This is a genomic window from Micromonospora sp. NPDC049645 (genome assembly GCF_040675155.1).
Taxonomy (GTDB): domain Bacteria; phylum Actinomycetota; class Actinomycetes; order Mycobacteriales; family Micromonosporaceae; genus Micromonospora.
Genome location: NZ_JBFAOI010000006.1, coordinates 193,222 through 208,055, shown reverse-complemented (window position 1 = coordinate 208,055; position 14,834 = coordinate 193,222). Strand labels below are relative to the sequence as shown.

Sequence of the window (14,834 nt, the reverse complement as noted above, 5' to 3'; positions counted from 1 at the left end):
CCGGGACTCGGCACGGTAGACGTGACGTGGGCGCTTCGACGGCGTCCCATCCGGGGCGGACCTGGTTGCCCATCCATCGGCATGCATCTATAGTTGCGCGGATCACAACAATCATGGCCGTGGTGACGCGGCCGGGTCGTCGAAGCGCTTCGACGATTCGTCGTTCAGGCCCGTCAGCCGGGTGTCGAGCCTGGTCACGCCGGTCTCAACGCCCGCTGGGCGTCTGTCGTACGACATGAGGAGAACCGCATGCGGAACTGGCGCCTTCGGCGCGGAATCACCGCGCTCGCGCTCGCCCTGCTGGCCCTACCGGCCGTTCCCGGCACCGCGCTCGCCGAACCCAGCTACCCGTTCCGAGACCCACACCTGCCGGTGGACGCCCGGGTCGACGACCTGCTCGGACGGCTCACCCTGGACGAGAAGATCTCCTGGTTGCACCAGTATCAGCCGGCCATCCCCCGGCTGGACATCGGCCTGTTCAAGACCGGCACCGAGGCGCTGCACGGGGTCGCCTGGTCCACCGACATCGACAACAACGGCGCGGTGGTCAAGGCCCGCGGCACCGTCTTCCCGCAGCCGGTGGGCATGGCGAGCACCTGGAACACCGACCTGATCCGGCAGGTCGGTTCGGCCGTCGGTGACGAGGCGCGCGGCTACCACGCGCAGCATCCCCGGGTCTGGGGGCTCAACCTCTGGGCGCCGGTGGTCAACCTGCTGCGCGACCCCCGGTGGGGCCGCAATGAGGAGGGCTACTCCGAGGACCCGCTGCTCACCGCGGCGATCTCCACCGCGTACGGCTCGGGGATGACCGGCGGTGACCCGAACCACCTGAAGAGCGCGCCGACGCTGAAGCACTACCTGGCCTACAACAACGAGGCCCGGCGCGACGTGACCTCGTCCAACGTACCGCCGAGGGTGCTCAACGAGTACGACCGCGCCGCCTTCGAACCGGCCATCGCCGCCGACGCGGCGACCGGGATGATGGCCGCGTACAACCTGGTCAACGGCCGTCCGGCCACGGTGGACCCGGACCTGGCCACGGTGGTACGCGACTGGACCGACCAGCCGCTGATGAACGTCACCGACGCCTGGGCGCCGAACAACCTCGTCGCCTCCCAGGGGTACTACGCCACCCAGGCCGAGGCGAACGCCGCGATCATCAAGGCCGGCCTCAACAGCTTCATCACCGACGACACCAACGCGCAGCCGACCATCACCGCCATCAAGCAGGCGCTCGCCACCGGTCTGCTCACCGAGGCGGACATCGACGCCCGGATCCGGGAGATCCTGAACGTGCGGTTCCGGTTGGGCGAGTTCGATCCGGGCGGCGGCCGGTACGGCGGCATCACCCCGGATGTCATAAACAGCCCCGAACACCAACGACTCGCCCGGCAGGCCGCCGGCGAGGCGATGGTGCTGCTGAAGAACGACCGGCAGGCGCTTCCGCTGGACCCGGCCCGGACCCGCAAGGTGGCCGTGCTCGGCCCGCTGGCCGACACCCTCTACGCGGACTGGTACGGCGGCGACCTGCCCTACCAGGTGACGGCGCTCGGTGGCATCCGCGAACGGTTGGGTAGCTCGGCCCGGGTGAGCGGGCTCGACGGGGCGGACCGGATCGCGCTGAAGGACACGGCGACCGGCCGGTACGTCTCGGCCACCGGCACCACCGACGCCGACCCGGTCCTCGGGACCGGAGCGACCCCGGCGCTCGTCGCCCAGTTCGACGTGGTCGACTGGGGGCAGGATGTGGTGACGTTGCGCAACGCCGCCAACGGCCGCTACCTCGGTTACAACTGGGGGCCGTTCCTCACCCGCGACGAGCAGCCGAACGGCTGGTACGTCCAGCAGCAGTTCAAGCTGGAACCGCAGGCCGACGGCGCGGTCGCGCTGCGCTACGTCGGCTACGAGACCAAGGAGAGCTGGTTCGGCCCCGAGAGGTACGTGACGGTCGGCGACGACGGCGCGCTCAAGCTCGGCGCCTCCACGGCGGCTGACGCGACCCACTTCAGTCGCGAGGTGATCAGCAGCGGCATCGACCGGGCCGTGGCGGCGGCCAAGGCGGCGGACACCGCCGTGCTGGTGGTCGGCAGCAACCCGTTCATCAACGGCCGGGAGGCGCACGACCGGACCTCCACCGCGTTGAGCGCCGGCCAGGAGGCGCTGGTCAAGGCCGTGACCAGGGCCAACCCGCGCACCGTGCTCGTGCTCCAGACCAGCTACCCGGTCACCCTGACCTGGGAGCAGGAGCACGTCCCGGCCATCGTCTGGACCACCCACGCGGGCGCCGAGACCGGCCACGCCATCGCCGACGTGCTGTTCGGGGACCGCAATCCGTCCGGTCGGCTCACCCAGACCTGGTACCGCTCGGACTCGCAACTGCCGCCGGACCTGCTGGAGTACGACATCATCTCGTCCAGGCAGACGTACCTGTACAGCGCCGCGAAACCGCTCTACCCGTTCGGCCACGGCCTGTCGTACACCCGGTTCCGGTACGGCCAGCTGCGTGCCGGTGCCCACTCGGTCGCGGCCGACGGCACCATCGCGGTCAGTGTCGACGTGACCAACACGGGCAGCCGGGCCGGAACGGAGGTCGTCCAGCTCTACACCCACCAGCGCACCTCGCGGGACACCACCCCGATCCGCCAGCTCAAGGCGTTCCAGCAGGTGAGGCTCGCGCCCGGGCAGACCCGCACGGTGACCCTGCGCCTGCCCGCCGCCGACCTGGCGCACTGGGACGTCACCCGCAGCCGGTGGGTGGTCGAGTCGTCCGTCTACGACCTGATGGTCGGGGCGTCCGCCGAGGACATTCGGGCCCGCGGCGCGGTCCGGGTGCGCGGTGAGACGATCCCGGCCCGTGACCTGTCCCGCGCCACCAGAGCGGAGAACTTCGACCGGTACGCGGGAGTCCGGCTCGTCGACGAGACGAAACCCCGCGGTACGGCTGTCGGTGCCACCGCGGCCGGCCAGTGGATCTCCTTTGACGGTTCCGCGTTGGGTGCCGGCGCGCACACCTTCACCGCGAAGGTCGCGAAGGCCAGCGCGGGTGCCGGCACCATCCAGATCAGGTTGAAGTCGCCCACCGGCCGGCTGCTCGGCACGGCCACCGTGGCCGGCACCGGCGACGACTACCGGTACGTCAGCACGAGCGCGGAACTGGCCCGGGCCGCCGGAACCCACGACGTGTACCTGGTGTTCGACTCCCCGCTGCGGCTGGCGGACTTCTCCATCAGGTGACCGGAGCCCGGGGCCGGGCCGATCGCGGCCCGGCCCCGGGCCGTCGGTGTCGTCGGCCTCCCGCGCAGGTCACCGCCGCGTGGATTCGTCGGACGATGCAGGCGGGGGTGTCTGGCCAATGTGGCCGATATGCCTGATCCGAGGTCATTAAGGTATAGACGCCCCCCAATTGCCGGTTGCATTCGTCAGACGTGTGACCTACGCTCCCAGCAAGGTTTCGTGGCGATTAACAGATCAGTGTGGTGGGGCGACAGAAGGTCTCCCGCCGGTCATTCGTGCGTCGCTGTTTCCGTGCCAGTCGCTCGATACGCACGTTGGGCCCAGGCTGACGGCAAATGAGAGGAACAGTACGTGAAGACAGTCGTATCCACCGCTCGAACGTCATTGCTGGCGGTGGCGGCTCTGGTTGCCGCCACACTCCCGGCCGTGCTGGCACATCAACTGCCGGCCTCGGCGGCGGTCCAGGCGACCTATTACGTCGCCCCGGACGGCAACGACGCCAACGCCGGCACACTCCAGTCCCCATTCAAGACGATTCAACGCGCACGGGATGTCGTCCGCACGATAAACGCGGGCATGACCGGCGACATCAACGTGTATCTACGCGGCGGTAGTTATCCGGTCAGCAGCGCCGTCGAGTTCGGCGCCGCCGACTCCGGCACGAACGGGTTCCGGGTCTCCTATGCCGCCTACCCCAACGAGACGCCGATTCTCGACGGCGGTGTCCAGGTGACCGGGTGGACCCAGCACAGCGGCAACATCTGGAAAGCGCCGCTCGACCGCGCCAACAAGCTGCGGGCGCTCTACGTCAACGACAAGCGCGCGTACATGGCGTCGAAGACGATCAGTTCAGCCGGGTGCTATGGCACGTACAACGTCACGGCCGGTCAGGCCGCGTGGGCCTGGGAGTCGGGGTCGCAGTGTGATGGCGCCAAGTACAGCCTCAACGATTTTCCCGCCATCGCCCGCAACCAGGACGACATCGAGATCGAGACGGGTACGACCTGGACAACGGCCATCGTGGGCGTCCGTCAGGTGACCACGAGTTCCGACGGCGCGAACCGGGTCGCCCTGTTCCAGCAGCCGGGGGCGGCCATCGCCCAGGGCGCGTTCAACGGCAACGCCCAGGTCGGCGGCACCCACAAGCTGATGAACGCCTACGAGTTCCTCGACGCGCCGGGCGAGTTCTTCTTCGACAAGGGCAGCCGGACGGTCTACTACTACAAGTCCAGCAGCGAGAACATGGCGACCGCGTCGGTCTACGCGCCGAACAACGTCACCACCATGCTGCGGGTCGCCGGCACCTCGACGAGCAACCACGCACGCAACATCACCTTCTCCGGTCTGACCGTGCGGCACTCCGACTGGAACCTGTTCAACGTCGCCGGCTCCGCGTTCAAGCAGGCGCAGCAGGGCAACCTCGGTGCCCAGGTGTACGCCAAGGGCAACTTCCACGTCTACTACTACCGCAACGTGGACGTCACGCCCGCCATGGTGCAGGTGCAGAACGCCGACGGGATCCTCCTGCAACGCAACCGGATCCAGCACACCGGCGCGGACGGCATCAACATGGTCAACGATGTGCAGGGCTCACAGCTGATCGGCAATCACACGAATGACGTCGCCGGCTCCGCCATCACCATCGGTCACCCCCAGCACGTCTTCATCGGCGACGGCACCTCGACCAACAACGAGAAGTACTCTCCCCAGGTCGAGGGGCTGCCGAAGAACATCGACATCAAGAACAACTACCTCTACGACAGTGCCGTCCTGTTCAACGGGCACAGCCCCATCTCGGCGTACTTCGCCGACACCCTGACCATCCAGCGCAACCGGATCGAGAAGGCTCCGTGGTCGGGCATCACCCTCGGCTGGGGCTGGTGGAACTTCGACGGATCGTCCGGCTCGATCACGCCGAACCGACCGACCACCACGGCGCGGAACAACACCATCAGCTACAACCACATCATCGACACGGTGCAGCGCCTCAGCGACACCGCACCGATCTACACGCTCGGGAGTCAGCCCGGGACGACGATCACCAACAACTACCTCCAGGGCGTTCCCTCGGGCCACAAGTACGGGTTGCACCCGGACGAGGGATCGGCGTTCATCACCTTCCGGGACAACGTCCTGAGCATCGACAAGAACGTCACCTGGATGATCAATTCCGACGACTTCGGTCGGAAGCACGATCTGAGCATCACGCAGATCTACGGCCCGATCAACAAGGTGTCGAACAAGAACCTGCCGAACAGCACGGTCGCCGACATCCTCGTCTCCTCCGACTATGTCTGGCCGGCGACGGCGTACGGCATCGCGGCCAACTCCGGCCTTGAGGACGCGTACCGGGACATCATCCCGGCGAGTAGTTTCTCCGCGCCGAACTACGTGCTTCCGGCCAGCACGTTCGTCACCAGTGCCACGGCGTCGATCCCGATCCGGAGCGTCGGCGACGCCACCAGGTCGGTCTGGTTGGCGCCCTACGGCACCACCACCTTCACCGCCGGGGCGACGATGACCAGAGCGGCCGGCACCGCCACGTCCATCGCCGTGCCGACCGCCCAGGGCGAGTACCGGCTCTACGTCGTCGACGCACAGGGCAACCGCTCGGCCGAGTCCACCTCGATCGTCCGGCAGCAGCAGGGCGGTGGCAGCGGCACCGGGAACGGGCAACTCGTGGGTGGACAGTCCGGCCGCTGTGTGGACGTGCCCAACTCGGCCACCACCAACGGCACCCAGGTGCAGCTCTGGGACTGCTCCAACGCCAACAACCAGCGGTGGACCCAGACCGCCAGCAAGCAGCTGACCGTCTACGGCAACAAGTGCCTGGACGCCTCCGGGGCCGGCACGGCCAACGGCACCGCGGTCATCATCTGGGACTGCCACGGTGGGCTCAACCAGCAGTGGAACGTCAACTCCAACGGCACCATCACGAACGGTCAGTCCGGGCTCTGCCTCGACGCCAATGGCGCCGCCACCGCCAACGGCACCAGGGTCATCCTCTGGTCCTGCAACGGCGGCCCGAACCAGCAGTGGACGCTGCGTAGCTGACCGCCCCGACCCCCGGGGCCAGGCCGACACGGGCCTGGCCCCGGTGCTACTTCTGGTAGCCGTAGTTGTCGCAGGTCCGGCGTCCCTGGACGCAGTTCTTGGTGCGCTTGTTCATGGTGTTGACGTCCCACATCACGAACGCGTCGCCGTGCATCGACGATGCGCTCTTGCCCTCCTTGTCGGAGGAGAGGTAGTAACCCGCCGGGGTGCCCTTCGCCGGGTACTGGATGTCGAAGGTGATCGCCGGGATCCGGACCGGGTGGCTGCTCGGGCAGGAGTTGTCCCGGCCGTACGCCACATGGTCCTTGTGGTTGGGGCTGTCCAGGTGCCTGCCGTCCCAGCAGTCGGGGAACTGCATCATGAAGTGCAGCGTCGCGTCGCCGCCGCAGATGGGCCAGTTGCCGTTGGTGCTGCGGGCGACGCCGTCGAGGTCGCCGGGTCCGTAGAAGGCGCAGTAGAACTGGCCGGTCGCCCCGCGCGGCGTCGGCTTCTTCTTCTTGGCGTCGCCAGAGATCATCCGCAGGCCGTTGGGCATGGGCATCTGGCCGGTCGAGTTCTTCGCCAGCGAGCGGTAGTAGACCCGGAACCCGCTGGTCTCGACCGGCTTTCCGGTCGCGTTGTCGTAGAGGGTGGGCACCCAGTACGCGGAGTGGTCCTGAACCGGTTTGCACGAGGTGGCCGTGAACTTCGTCAGGTCCCCGGCGACGGTGCTCGCGTCGACGGCCTTGTTGCCGACGAAGGAGTGCATGTGTGAGGCGCCCGGTAGGCCGGGTGCGACGATCGGGTCGTCCGGCAGCCGATGGCTGTACTGACAGTCGGCCCGGAACTCCGGGAGGTTGCCGACACCGGACGGGACGGGGTCGATCGTCAACGCCCGGTACGCGTCGGCCTGCGCCTTCCAGGCCGCACGGTCGACGGGAATCCAGCCGGTCGTGGGGATCTTCGGCGAGGTGGCGGTCGACGGCGTCGCGCCGGCCGACGGGGTCGGGGCGACCGACGGGACCGCGGGGCTCGGCACCGCCCCGCCCGGCGACTCGGTCCGCCCGGCCGAGGGCGACGGGTATTCGAGGGCGTTGGCGGCGTTGGACCGCTCCGGTCGCACCGCGCCGTTGCCCAGGTACACGCCGCCGGCGGCGATGACGAGTACGACGGCGCCGCCCGCGGCCACGCCCAGCCTGTTACGGGCGAGCCACCCCGGAAGGCGATGACGGGACGGTGGCGGGTTCTCGAACGACACGGGTCACTCCCAACGAGCCGACAACAGGCTGACCCGAACGGCCAAGGCCGCCGAATGGTAGGTGCCCGCCGCCCGTACCCGAAAGGTTTTTAAACCTTCCTTAAAGTACGCGGGCCCGGCGTCCGCGCCCTTCTGAATCTCTTGAAGGCGCGGTCGTCCGAAAAAAGTCGGCTGGAGAAGTGCTGCCGGGCAGCGTGCGGGTACAGCGGGGGGATGACAGCAACCTGGAAGCCCCACGAGAAGCACGGCGGCCTGTCGGACAAGGACAAGCGCGAACTGCCCGAGACCGTCTTCGCGTTCCCCCGCGAACGCAAGGAACCGATGACCGACGCGAGTCACGTCCGCAACGCCATCGCCCGGTTCGACCAGGTGCAGGGCGTCACCGACAAGGACCGCGACCTGGCGTTCCAGAACATCCTCGCCGCCGCCAAGCACTACGGTGTCGACGTCGCCGAGACGAACTGGCGCCAACTCGGCAAACTCCCGCACACGCCGAATCCCGCCCACTGAGCGGACGCCCACCCTGATTCGGCTCACCCGCTGGACAACTGGTGCGGCGCTCGGCGGAGTGGGACGAGTGGGACTGATCCACGCGGTCAGGTTGCCCGCAACGATGCGAGGACGTCGAGGTAGTGCGGGTTCCTCATGACGCCGAGCACGTTGCCGAACGGGTCGACCACCGCCGCGGTGACGAACCCCTCGTCCCCGTGCGCCGTGATCGGCTGGTACTCCGTGGCGCCCATCGCCAACAGCCGCTCGACGGTCGCGTCGAGGTCGTCGACGCACCAGTGCATGACCACCCCGCCGGGCCCCGCCGCCGCGCCGGCCGGTGCGTACCGGCGATCGATGATGCCCAGCTCGGCCTGGTAGTCACCGATGCGGAACTCGGTGTAGGCCGGGCGTCCGTCCGGCCCCGGGCGCAGGAAGTACGCCTGCACGCCGAGAAAGTCCGCGTACCACGCGGTGGCCGCCGCCACGTCGTCCGCCCAGATGTTCAGAGTGGCGAATCCTCGCAGGCTCATGGTTTGTCCTCTCGTCGATGTCGTTGGTGCTGACGCTATCGACGATTGCGGAACGTCTGCTTCCGCAATGGACGGCGAGCCGCCGCGTGTGTTCGGTCCATTCCCGGGTAGTCGCCGCCATGCCACGACGGATGGCGGGGGACAGCGTGGAGAGCTACCCGGCGGTCGAGGAACATGGTCTGATCGGTGATCTGCAGACCGCGGCGCTGATCAGCACGGACGGCACGATCGACTGGTTCTGCGCGCCGCGCTTCGACTCGCCGAGCGTCTTCGGCGCGCTGCTGGACCGCCGTAACGGCGGCCACTTCCAGCTCTCGCCCGACGGCGTCGACTACACGAGCAAACAGCTCTACCTGCCCGGTACGCCGATCCTGATCACGCGCTTCCACAGCGCCGACGGTGTGGGTGAGCTGTTGGACTTCATGCCCGTCACCGGTGCGCAGGCCACCGACCGACACCGGTTGATCCGGCTGGTCCGGATGGTCCGGGGGAGCATGCGGTTCCGCTTCGACTGCCGACCAGGATTCAACTACGCACGCGACTCGTACGACCTGGAGGTGCACCCGGAGGGTGATGTCTTCCGGAGCCCGACGCTGAACCTCACCCTCACGCCGTTCGAGGACAGGAAACGACACATCAGGGCGGAGAGCGACATCCACCGCGACGCGCGGGGGGTGTCGGCCCGCTTCACCCTGCACGCGGGTGATGTGGGCGGGGTGGTTCTGGAGACGGCCTGTCCGCACGCGCCCCGAGCGCTCACCACCGAAGAGGCGTGCCAACTGCTCGCCGAGACCCGCGACTTCTGGCGGCGGTGGCTGGGTCGGTCCCGCTACACCGGGCGCTGGCGAGAGATGGTCGAGCGGTCCGCGATGACGCTCAAACTGATGACGTACGCCCCGACCGGCGCGCTGGTCGCCGCGCCCACCATGGGGCTGCCGGAGCAGGTCGGCGGGCAGCGTAACTGGGACTACCGCTACACCTGGGTCCGGGACGCGTCCTTCTCGGTGCACGCGCTGCTCGGGCTGGGTTTCACCGACGAGGCCGAGAAGTATCTGTTCTGGCTGGACGCGCGCATCCGGGACACGCGCGACGGCGACCTGCCCCTACAGGTCATGTACCGGATCGACGGCTCACCGGATCTACCCGAGGAACTGCTGGGTCACCTGGAGGGGTACCGCGGATCGGCCCCGGTGCGTATCGGCAACGGCGCGGCGGGCCAGCTGCAACTCGACATTCACGGTGAGGCGCTCAATTCGCTGGAACTCGCCGATCGGAACGGCCTCATCGCGCCGTACGAGGGGTGGCGGAAGACCGCGGAGTTGATGGACTGGCTCTGCGAGCACTGGGACCAGCCCGAGGACGGCATCTGGGAGACCCGGTCCGGGCGGCAGAACTTCACGTACGGGCGGATGATGTCCTGGGTGGCGCTGGACCGGGCCATCCGCCTCGCGCAGCGCCGTGGTCGCCCCGGCGACACCACCCGTTGGACGACCGAACGCAACACGATCTACGAGCAGGTCATGACGCGTGGCTTCCATTCCGGACGACAAGCCTTCGTGCAGCACTACCGCAGCGACATCCTGGACGCCTCGCTGCTCTCCATGCCCGGGCTCGGCTTCATCTCGCCGCTGGACCCGATGTGGGAGTCGACGCTGCGCGCGGTCGACGGCGAACTCGTCTCCGACAGCCTGGTCTACCGCTACGACCCGCGGGCGTCGCCGGACGGCCTGGCTGGTACCGAGGGCACCTTCAGCATGTGCACCTTCTGGTACGTGCAGGCGCTCGCCCTGGCCGGTCGGCTCGACGACGCCCGGTTGACCTTCGAGAAGATGCTCACCTACAGCAGCCCGCTCGGGCTCTACTCCGAGGAGATCGCGCCGACCGGAGAGCAGATCGGCAACTTCCCACAGGCGTTCAGCCACCTCTCGCTCATCAGCACGGCGACCCACCTCGACGAGCTGCTCGACCCGTAGGGCTCAGGTCAGAACAACGTCAGCGGCTCGACCGGGATCGGCTCGGGCAGCGCGTCGAGCCCGGGTACGCGTGCGCGTACCTCGTCGTGAAACCGGCGGGCGAGCACCGGCGCGTCGGCGTTGTCCGGGGTGTGGATGAACATCGTGGGCGAGCGCCCCTCGCGTAGCCAGGTGACGGTCACGTCGATCCACCGTTGCCACCCCTCGACCGTGCGCGTCGGGTCGTCGCGGCCGAGGTAGCGGACGATCGGCCGGTCGGTCAGGGCGAGCGGGCGGAGCGGCACGCGTGGCTTCTTGGTCCAGGCGTCCCGCTCCGCGTCGCTGGTCGGTGGTGTCGCGAAGAAGGCGGTCGTGTCGAAGGGGATCCACTCGGCGGAGACGGCGGCGAGGGCCGCCCCGAGCAGGTGGGCCGCGCGGGCGTCGGTGAAGAACGCCGGGTGGCGAACCTCCACCGCGTACCGGTGGAACTCCGGAAGTCTCGCCAGGAAACGGCTCAGTGCCGGGACGTCGGTGGGTGCGAACGAGCCGGGCAGCTGGATCCAGAGGGCGTGGGCGCGTGGGCCCAGGGGCTCGATCGCGTCCAGGAAGGCACGCAGCGGTTCGCCGACGTCGCCGAGTCGACGTTCGTGCGTGATGACTTTGGGAAGTTTGGGGAGGAACCGGAAGTCGGGGTCCGTCTGCGCTGCCCACGAGGCCACGGTCTCCGGCGCCGGGGTCGCGTAGAACGTGGTGTTGCCCTCCACGGCGTCGCACCAGCTGGCGTAGTGCCGCAGCCGCTCCGTGGGTGGCAGCCGGTTGCCCGGCCACGACCGGTGGCTCCACATCGCGCACCCCACGTGCAGACGCATGACCACCCTTCCGCCGGGGACCGGACTCGACCGGAACCCACCGTATCCGGGCTGCCGGACCCGATCGGAGCGACGGGAGCCGGTGCCGCACAGCACGCCGCGAGCCGCGCGGTCGGCCAGCGACGTACGCGAGAATGAAGGCCAATCGTCAACTCGGGGTTGACGCACCCGGTGCGTCAACTTATGGTTGACGCATGACCGATCCTCTTCAGATGAGCAACAACGTCAAGCTTGACGACCTGATCCAGGCGATCAAGAAGGCGCACACCGACGCGCTCGATCAGCTCACCGACGCGGTCATCGCCGCCGACCACCTCGGTGAGATCGCCGACCACCTGATCGGGCACTTCGTCGACCAGGCCCGGCGCTCCGGCGCCTCCTGGACCGACATCGGCCGCAGCATGGGGGTCACCAAGCAGGCCGCCCAGAAGCGTTTCGTGCCGAAGGCGACCGACACCGCGGCGCTCGATCCCAACGCCGGCTTCGGCCGGTTCACCCCCCGCGCCCGCAACGTGGTGGTGGCCTCGCAGGAGGAGGCCCGTGCCAGCGGCAACGCCGAGATCGGCCCCGAGCACCTGGTGCTGGGCCTGCTGGCCGAGCCGGACGGGCTGGCGGCCAAGGTGATGGCTGGCCGGGGCGCCACTCCCGAGGCGGTGCGGGAGGCGGTGGGTGCCGTCCTTCCGCCCCGGGCCGAGCAGGTTCCGGACCTCATTCCCTACGACGCGCGCGGCAAGAAGGCGTTGGAGCTGACCTTCCGGGAGGCGCTGCGCCTCGGGCACAACTACGTCGGCACCGAGCACATCCTGCTCGCCCTGCTCGAGCAGGAGGACGGTTCGGGCGTGCTCACCACCCTCGGCCTGGACAAGGCGGCGGTCGAGGCCGACCTCGCCGCCGCCCTCGCCGCCGTCGTCGCCAAGCAGTGAGGACCCGAGGTCAGGGCGCCTCAGGAAAGCCGTAACGCAGGGCGTGCTCCGGATCGGTCGGGTCGATCTGGCGCACGCCCGCGTCCGCGAGGCGCTTGTTGACCTCGTCGAGCTGCTCGCGCACCAGGCGGGCCTCCTCCTCGGTGACCCGGCCCCGGTGCGGCCTGCCGGCGTGCTCCAGCGTGCCGTAGTCGATCTTCTCGGCGCTCTTGCGGGCCTTGGGCGGGCGGACCCGCTCGGCCGTCTTCAACAACTGCGCCATCGGCACGTCGGTGGCCATCGCGTCGAACTCGCTGGCGGTCAACACCACCCGGCGGGGCTCGCCGCCACCGTGCCGGTCATGGATCTCGACGACCGCCACGTCCAGCGCGGCGTCGTCGATGTTCTCCACCTCGCCGGGGGTGGCGTCCAACTGCACGGGCCCGGCGACCAGGTCCGGGTGCTCCAGCACGACGACGCGGACCACCTCGGCGTCCTGCTGCAGAACCGTGCCGGTGAAGTCGGAGACGTGGATCGTCTTCTTGCCCATGCGCGGAGCTTCTCCTGTCGTAGGCCGGGTTGGCGGACCACAAGAAATTACCCGACAGGTGTGCGAAAGCCGCCGCTGGACCTCCTTCGGTGTGTCGCCTCGCGCGGGCGTCAGAGGCTGCCCTTCGGCGCCACCCACTCGGTGGGCTGGCCGGTGACAGCGGTGATGCGGTCGTAGTCGGCGTCGTAGTGCAGGACCGTCGCACCGTGCTCTTCGGCGGTCGCAGCGATGATCAGGTCGGGCAGCCGGAAATTGCGGTGCTGGCCGTCGGCCGCGAGTAGGCGATGGACCGCCGTGGCGCGGTCCATCGCCGCTGTGGACACGTCCATCCAGCGACCCCCGCGCAGTGCCTGCCAGAGGATTTCGTACCCCTTCGGGTGGGGTGCGTTGTTGAGGTATTCCAGGCTGGTCATGTGGCAGGCGGCCAGCCGTCCCTCGGCCAGGAGCGTCTCGAAACGCCGCCGAACCGACGGGTGGCGGCCCTGTAGAACGTAGACCGAGGTGTCCGCGAGGTAGATCTGACCGGCCATCAAGCAGCCTCGGCGTCGCGGGCCTGCTCGGTGAGCGAGTCCAGATCGCGGCCACCGCCGTAGCGCCATGCGTCGACGGACCCGGAGAAGTCCATCTCCACCTGATCGAACGCGGCGACGATCTCGCGGGCCTGCCGGCGGACCGCGAACGCGTGCAGGGCGGCATTGATGGTGGCCACCTTGGTGTCGGTGCCGAGCACATCTTTTGCCGCCGCCAGCCATTCGTCGTTCACGTCCACCGTGATGCGAGTCATGCCGCGAAGATACACCAAATATGACGCTGCCAAGGCACCACATTTGAACGACAGGTGGTGCGTCAGTGGGTGTTGAGTCGGTGTCGACTGGAGCTGCCGGTGGACAGTTTGTTCAGCCCGGCCCAGGACAGGGCTCCGCCGCCGGCGGTCCGGGGGTTCCGGTAGCGCGGCTGCGGCGGATTGCCACCGACGGCCTCGGCCACCTGCCAGAGTCGCTCAGGGTCCTGCTGGTAGTGATCTTTCGGCTGAATCGGCATGCGCCTACCGTCCCAAAGAAAGGTGTCCAGGTATGGAAATACATATGACGGTCGATTCGTGCAACGGGTTCCCACCTCCCTGACCCACCTGGCCCTGACGTATCCTGCGCCCGGCCCTGCCGTCCGGCGTACGGTGATCTACGAATCGGGTGACGGGGAGGTGCGCATGCTCGACCGGCGCCTGCACCTGCACCTGGCCAGCTGGCTCGGTCAGTGGCCGGCCGGGCCGGGGTTGCACGTGGTCGCCTCGCAGCGGCGCGCCGAACCGGCCTGGGACGGCCGGTTGCGCCCCGCGCTCGCCGTGGACACCGGGAAGAGCGGCGTGCTGTCCGTGGCGCCCGACCGGGTGGAGGCGGTCCGCGCGTTGGTTCGGCGTACGCCGGCCCGGTTGCTCGCCGCCCTGCCGGAGGCGGTCGGCCGGCCCGAATTCTGCGTGCACGACGGCTCCTTCCGGTGGTGCCTGGCACCCGCGCCGCTGCCCGATGTGGGGGAGTGGACCGAGTCGACGGCTCCCGGGCTGCCGCCCTGGCTGCGACTCTTCGACCGGCCGGTGCTGGTGGTCCGCGACCCGGACGGCGCCTACCTGGCCGGCGCCGGGATCAAACGGCACGACGCGTACGGGCACGAGTTGGCCATCGGCACCGTGCCGGCCGCCCAGGGGCGTGGCCTCGCCCGTCGACTGGTGGCCCAGGCCGCGCGGCGGGTCCTCGACGAGGGGGCGGTGCCCACCTACCTGCACGAGCGGGACAACCACGCCTCGGCCCGGGTGGCCGAGGCGGCCGGTTTCCCGGACCGGGGCTGGCGCGCGTACGGCGTCTATCCGCGCTGAGCGGGGCAGTGGGCGCGGACCGTGGATCCCGGGCCGGATCCACGGTCCGCAACCTCCCCCCAGGCCCCGGTTCCGGGTGTAACGGCCCCGCCGGGGGCGAGTCGCTACGTGTCGATCACGCTACGTATCGAACAGGCTCGGGGC

13 protein-coding genes are annotated in these 14,834 nt (G+C 68.9%); 6 read left to right on the top strand and 7 right to left on the bottom strand.

What is annotated here, in order from left to right; all coding sequences use genetic code 11:
* Positions 1-249: 249 nt before the first annotated feature.
* On the top strand, positions 250-3,234 hold the full coding sequence (locus tag AB0J33_RS16480) for a glycoside hydrolase family 3 C-terminal domain-containing protein (protein WP_363614281.1): 2,985 nt from the start codon (positions 250-252) through the stop codon (positions 3,232-3,234).
* Between the two features lie 426 nt (positions 3,235-3,660).
* Complete coding sequence (locus tag AB0J33_RS16475) at positions 3,661-6,288, top strand: ricin-type beta-trefoil lectin domain protein (protein ID WP_363614279.1); 2,628 nt, start codon at positions 3,661-3,663, stop codon at positions 6,286-6,288.
* A 46-nt stretch (positions 6,289-6,334) separates the two neighbouring features.
* On the opposite strand, the gene AB0J33_RS16470 is transcribed toward AB0J33_RS16475, so the two are convergent.
* The gene (locus AB0J33_RS16470; protein ID WP_363614277.1) at positions 6,335-7,525 is read right to left on the bottom strand and encodes a DUF1996 domain-containing protein; all 1,191 of its coding nucleotides are present in this window, start codon (positions 7,523-7,525) and stop codon (positions 6,335-6,337) included.
* Between the two features lie 213 nt (positions 7,526-7,738).
* Here AB0J33_RS16470 and AB0J33_RS16465 point away from each other — a divergent pair, with 213 nt between their 5' ends.
* The gene (locus tag AB0J33_RS16465; protein ID WP_363614275.1) at positions 7,739-8,035 is read left to right on the top strand and encodes a DUF6582 domain-containing protein; all 297 of its coding nucleotides are present in this window, start codon (positions 7,739-7,741) and stop codon (positions 8,033-8,035) included.
* 86 nt (positions 8,036-8,121) lie between these two features.
* On the opposite strand, the gene AB0J33_RS16460 is transcribed toward AB0J33_RS16465, so the two are convergent.
* A complete protein-coding gene (locus AB0J33_RS16460) occupies positions 8,122-8,547 on the bottom strand; it encodes a VOC family protein (RefSeq protein ID WP_363614273.1) in 426 nt (141 codons plus the stop codon).
* 146 nt (positions 8,548-8,693) lie between these two features.
* On the opposite strand from AB0J33_RS16460, the gene AB0J33_RS16455 reads away from it, so the two are divergent.
* On the top strand, positions 8,694-10,520 hold the full coding sequence (locus AB0J33_RS16455; protein WP_363614625.1) for a glycoside hydrolase family 15 protein: 1,827 nt from the start codon (positions 8,694-8,696) through the stop codon (positions 10,518-10,520).
* An 8-nt stretch (positions 10,521-10,528) separates the two neighbouring features.
* Here the strand turns inward: AB0J33_RS16455 and AB0J33_RS16450 are convergent, their stop codons facing one another.
* Positions 10,529-11,344, bottom strand: coding sequence for a DUF72 domain-containing protein (locus AB0J33_RS16450; protein ID WP_363614623.1), 816 nt, complete (start codon positions 11,342-11,344; stop codon positions 10,529-10,531).
* 218 nt (positions 11,345-11,562) lie between these two features.
* On the opposite strand from AB0J33_RS16450, the gene AB0J33_RS16445 reads away from it, so the two are divergent.
* Positions 11,563-12,291: a Clp protease N-terminal domain-containing protein gene (locus tag AB0J33_RS16445; RefSeq protein WP_363614271.1), complete on the top strand. Its 729-nt coding sequence runs from the start codon at positions 11,563-11,565 to the stop codon at positions 12,289-12,291.
* Between the two features lie 10 nt (positions 12,292-12,301).
* Here AB0J33_RS16445 and AB0J33_RS16440 read toward each other — a convergent pair whose 3' ends face one another.
* The 4 genes from AB0J33_RS16440 to AB0J33_RS16425 all read right to left on the bottom strand — a co-directional run bounded on the left by AB0J33_RS16440 (position 12,302) and on the right by AB0J33_RS16425 (position 13,861).
* The gene (locus AB0J33_RS16440; protein WP_363614269.1) at positions 12,302-12,820 is read right to left on the bottom strand and encodes a hypothetical protein; all 519 of its coding nucleotides are present in this window, start codon (positions 12,818-12,820) and stop codon (positions 12,302-12,304) included.
* Between the two features lie 110 nt (positions 12,821-12,930).
* On the bottom strand, positions 12,931-13,350 hold the full coding sequence (locus tag AB0J33_RS16435) for a PIN domain nuclease (protein ID WP_363614267.1): 420 nt from the start codon (positions 13,348-13,350) through the stop codon (positions 12,931-12,933).
* A complete protein-coding gene (locus tag AB0J33_RS16430; protein WP_363614265.1) occupies positions 13,350-13,604 on the bottom strand; it encodes a type II toxin-antitoxin system VapB family antitoxin in 255 nt (84 codons plus the stop codon). Before AB0J33_RS16430 ends, AB0J33_RS16435 begins: the two co-directional genes overlap by 1 nt.
* Positions 13,605-13,666: 62 nt before the next feature.
* Positions 13,667-13,861 (bottom strand): DNA repair protein, encoded by a 195-nt coding sequence (locus AB0J33_RS16425; RefSeq protein ID WP_363614263.1) that lies wholly within the window; start codon positions 13,859-13,861, stop codon positions 13,667-13,669.
* 166 nt (positions 13,862-14,027) lie between these two features.
* Between AB0J33_RS16425 and AB0J33_RS16420 the strand changes: the two genes are divergently transcribed.
* On the top strand, positions 14,028-14,690 hold the full coding sequence (locus AB0J33_RS16420; RefSeq protein WP_363614261.1) for a GNAT family N-acetyltransferase: 663 nt from the start codon (positions 14,028-14,030) through the stop codon (positions 14,688-14,690).
* Positions 14,691-14,834: the final 144 nt, after the last annotated feature.

What these genes read in the sequence shown, in the direction of transcription:
- AB0J33_RS16420 (WP_363614261.1), top strand. Translation starts at nt 14,028, where the DNA reads ATGCTCGACCGGCGCCTGCACCTGCACCTGGCCAGCTGGCTCGGTCAG.
- AB0J33_RS16430 (WP_363614265.1), bottom strand. Translation starts at nt 13,604, where the DNA reads ATGACTCGCATCACGGTGGACGTGAACGACGAATGGCTGGCGGCGGCA.
- AB0J33_RS16450 (WP_363614623.1), bottom strand. Translation starts at nt 11,344, where the DNA reads ATGTGGAGCCACCGGTCGTGGCCGGGCAACCGGCTGCCACCCACGGAG.
- AB0J33_RS16425 (WP_363614263.1), bottom strand. Translation starts at nt 13,861, where the DNA reads ATGCCGATTCAGCCGAAAGATCACTACCAGCAGGACCCTGAGCGACTC.
- AB0J33_RS16435 (WP_363614267.1), bottom strand. Translation starts at nt 13,350, where the DNA reads ATGGCCGGTCAGATCTACCTCGCGGACACCTCGGTCTACGTTCTACAG.
- AB0J33_RS16480 (WP_363614281.1), top strand. Translation starts at nt 250, where the DNA reads ATGCGGAACTGGCGCCTTCGGCGCGGAATCACCGCGCTCGCGCTCGCC.
- AB0J33_RS16445 (WP_363614271.1), top strand. Translation starts at nt 11,563, where the DNA reads ATGACCGATCCTCTTCAGATGAGCAACAACGTCAAGCTTGACGACCTG.
- AB0J33_RS16465 (WP_363614275.1), top strand. Translation starts at nt 7,739, where the DNA reads ATGACAGCAACCTGGAAGCCCCACGAGAAGCACGGCGGCCTGTCGGAC.
- AB0J33_RS16440 (WP_363614269.1), bottom strand. Translation starts at nt 12,820, where the DNA reads ATGGGCAAGAAGACGATCCACGTCTCCGACTTCACCGGCACGGTTCTG.
- AB0J33_RS16460 (WP_363614273.1), bottom strand. Translation starts at nt 8,547, where the DNA reads ATGAGCCTGCGAGGATTCGCCACTCTGAACATCTGGGCGGACGACGTG.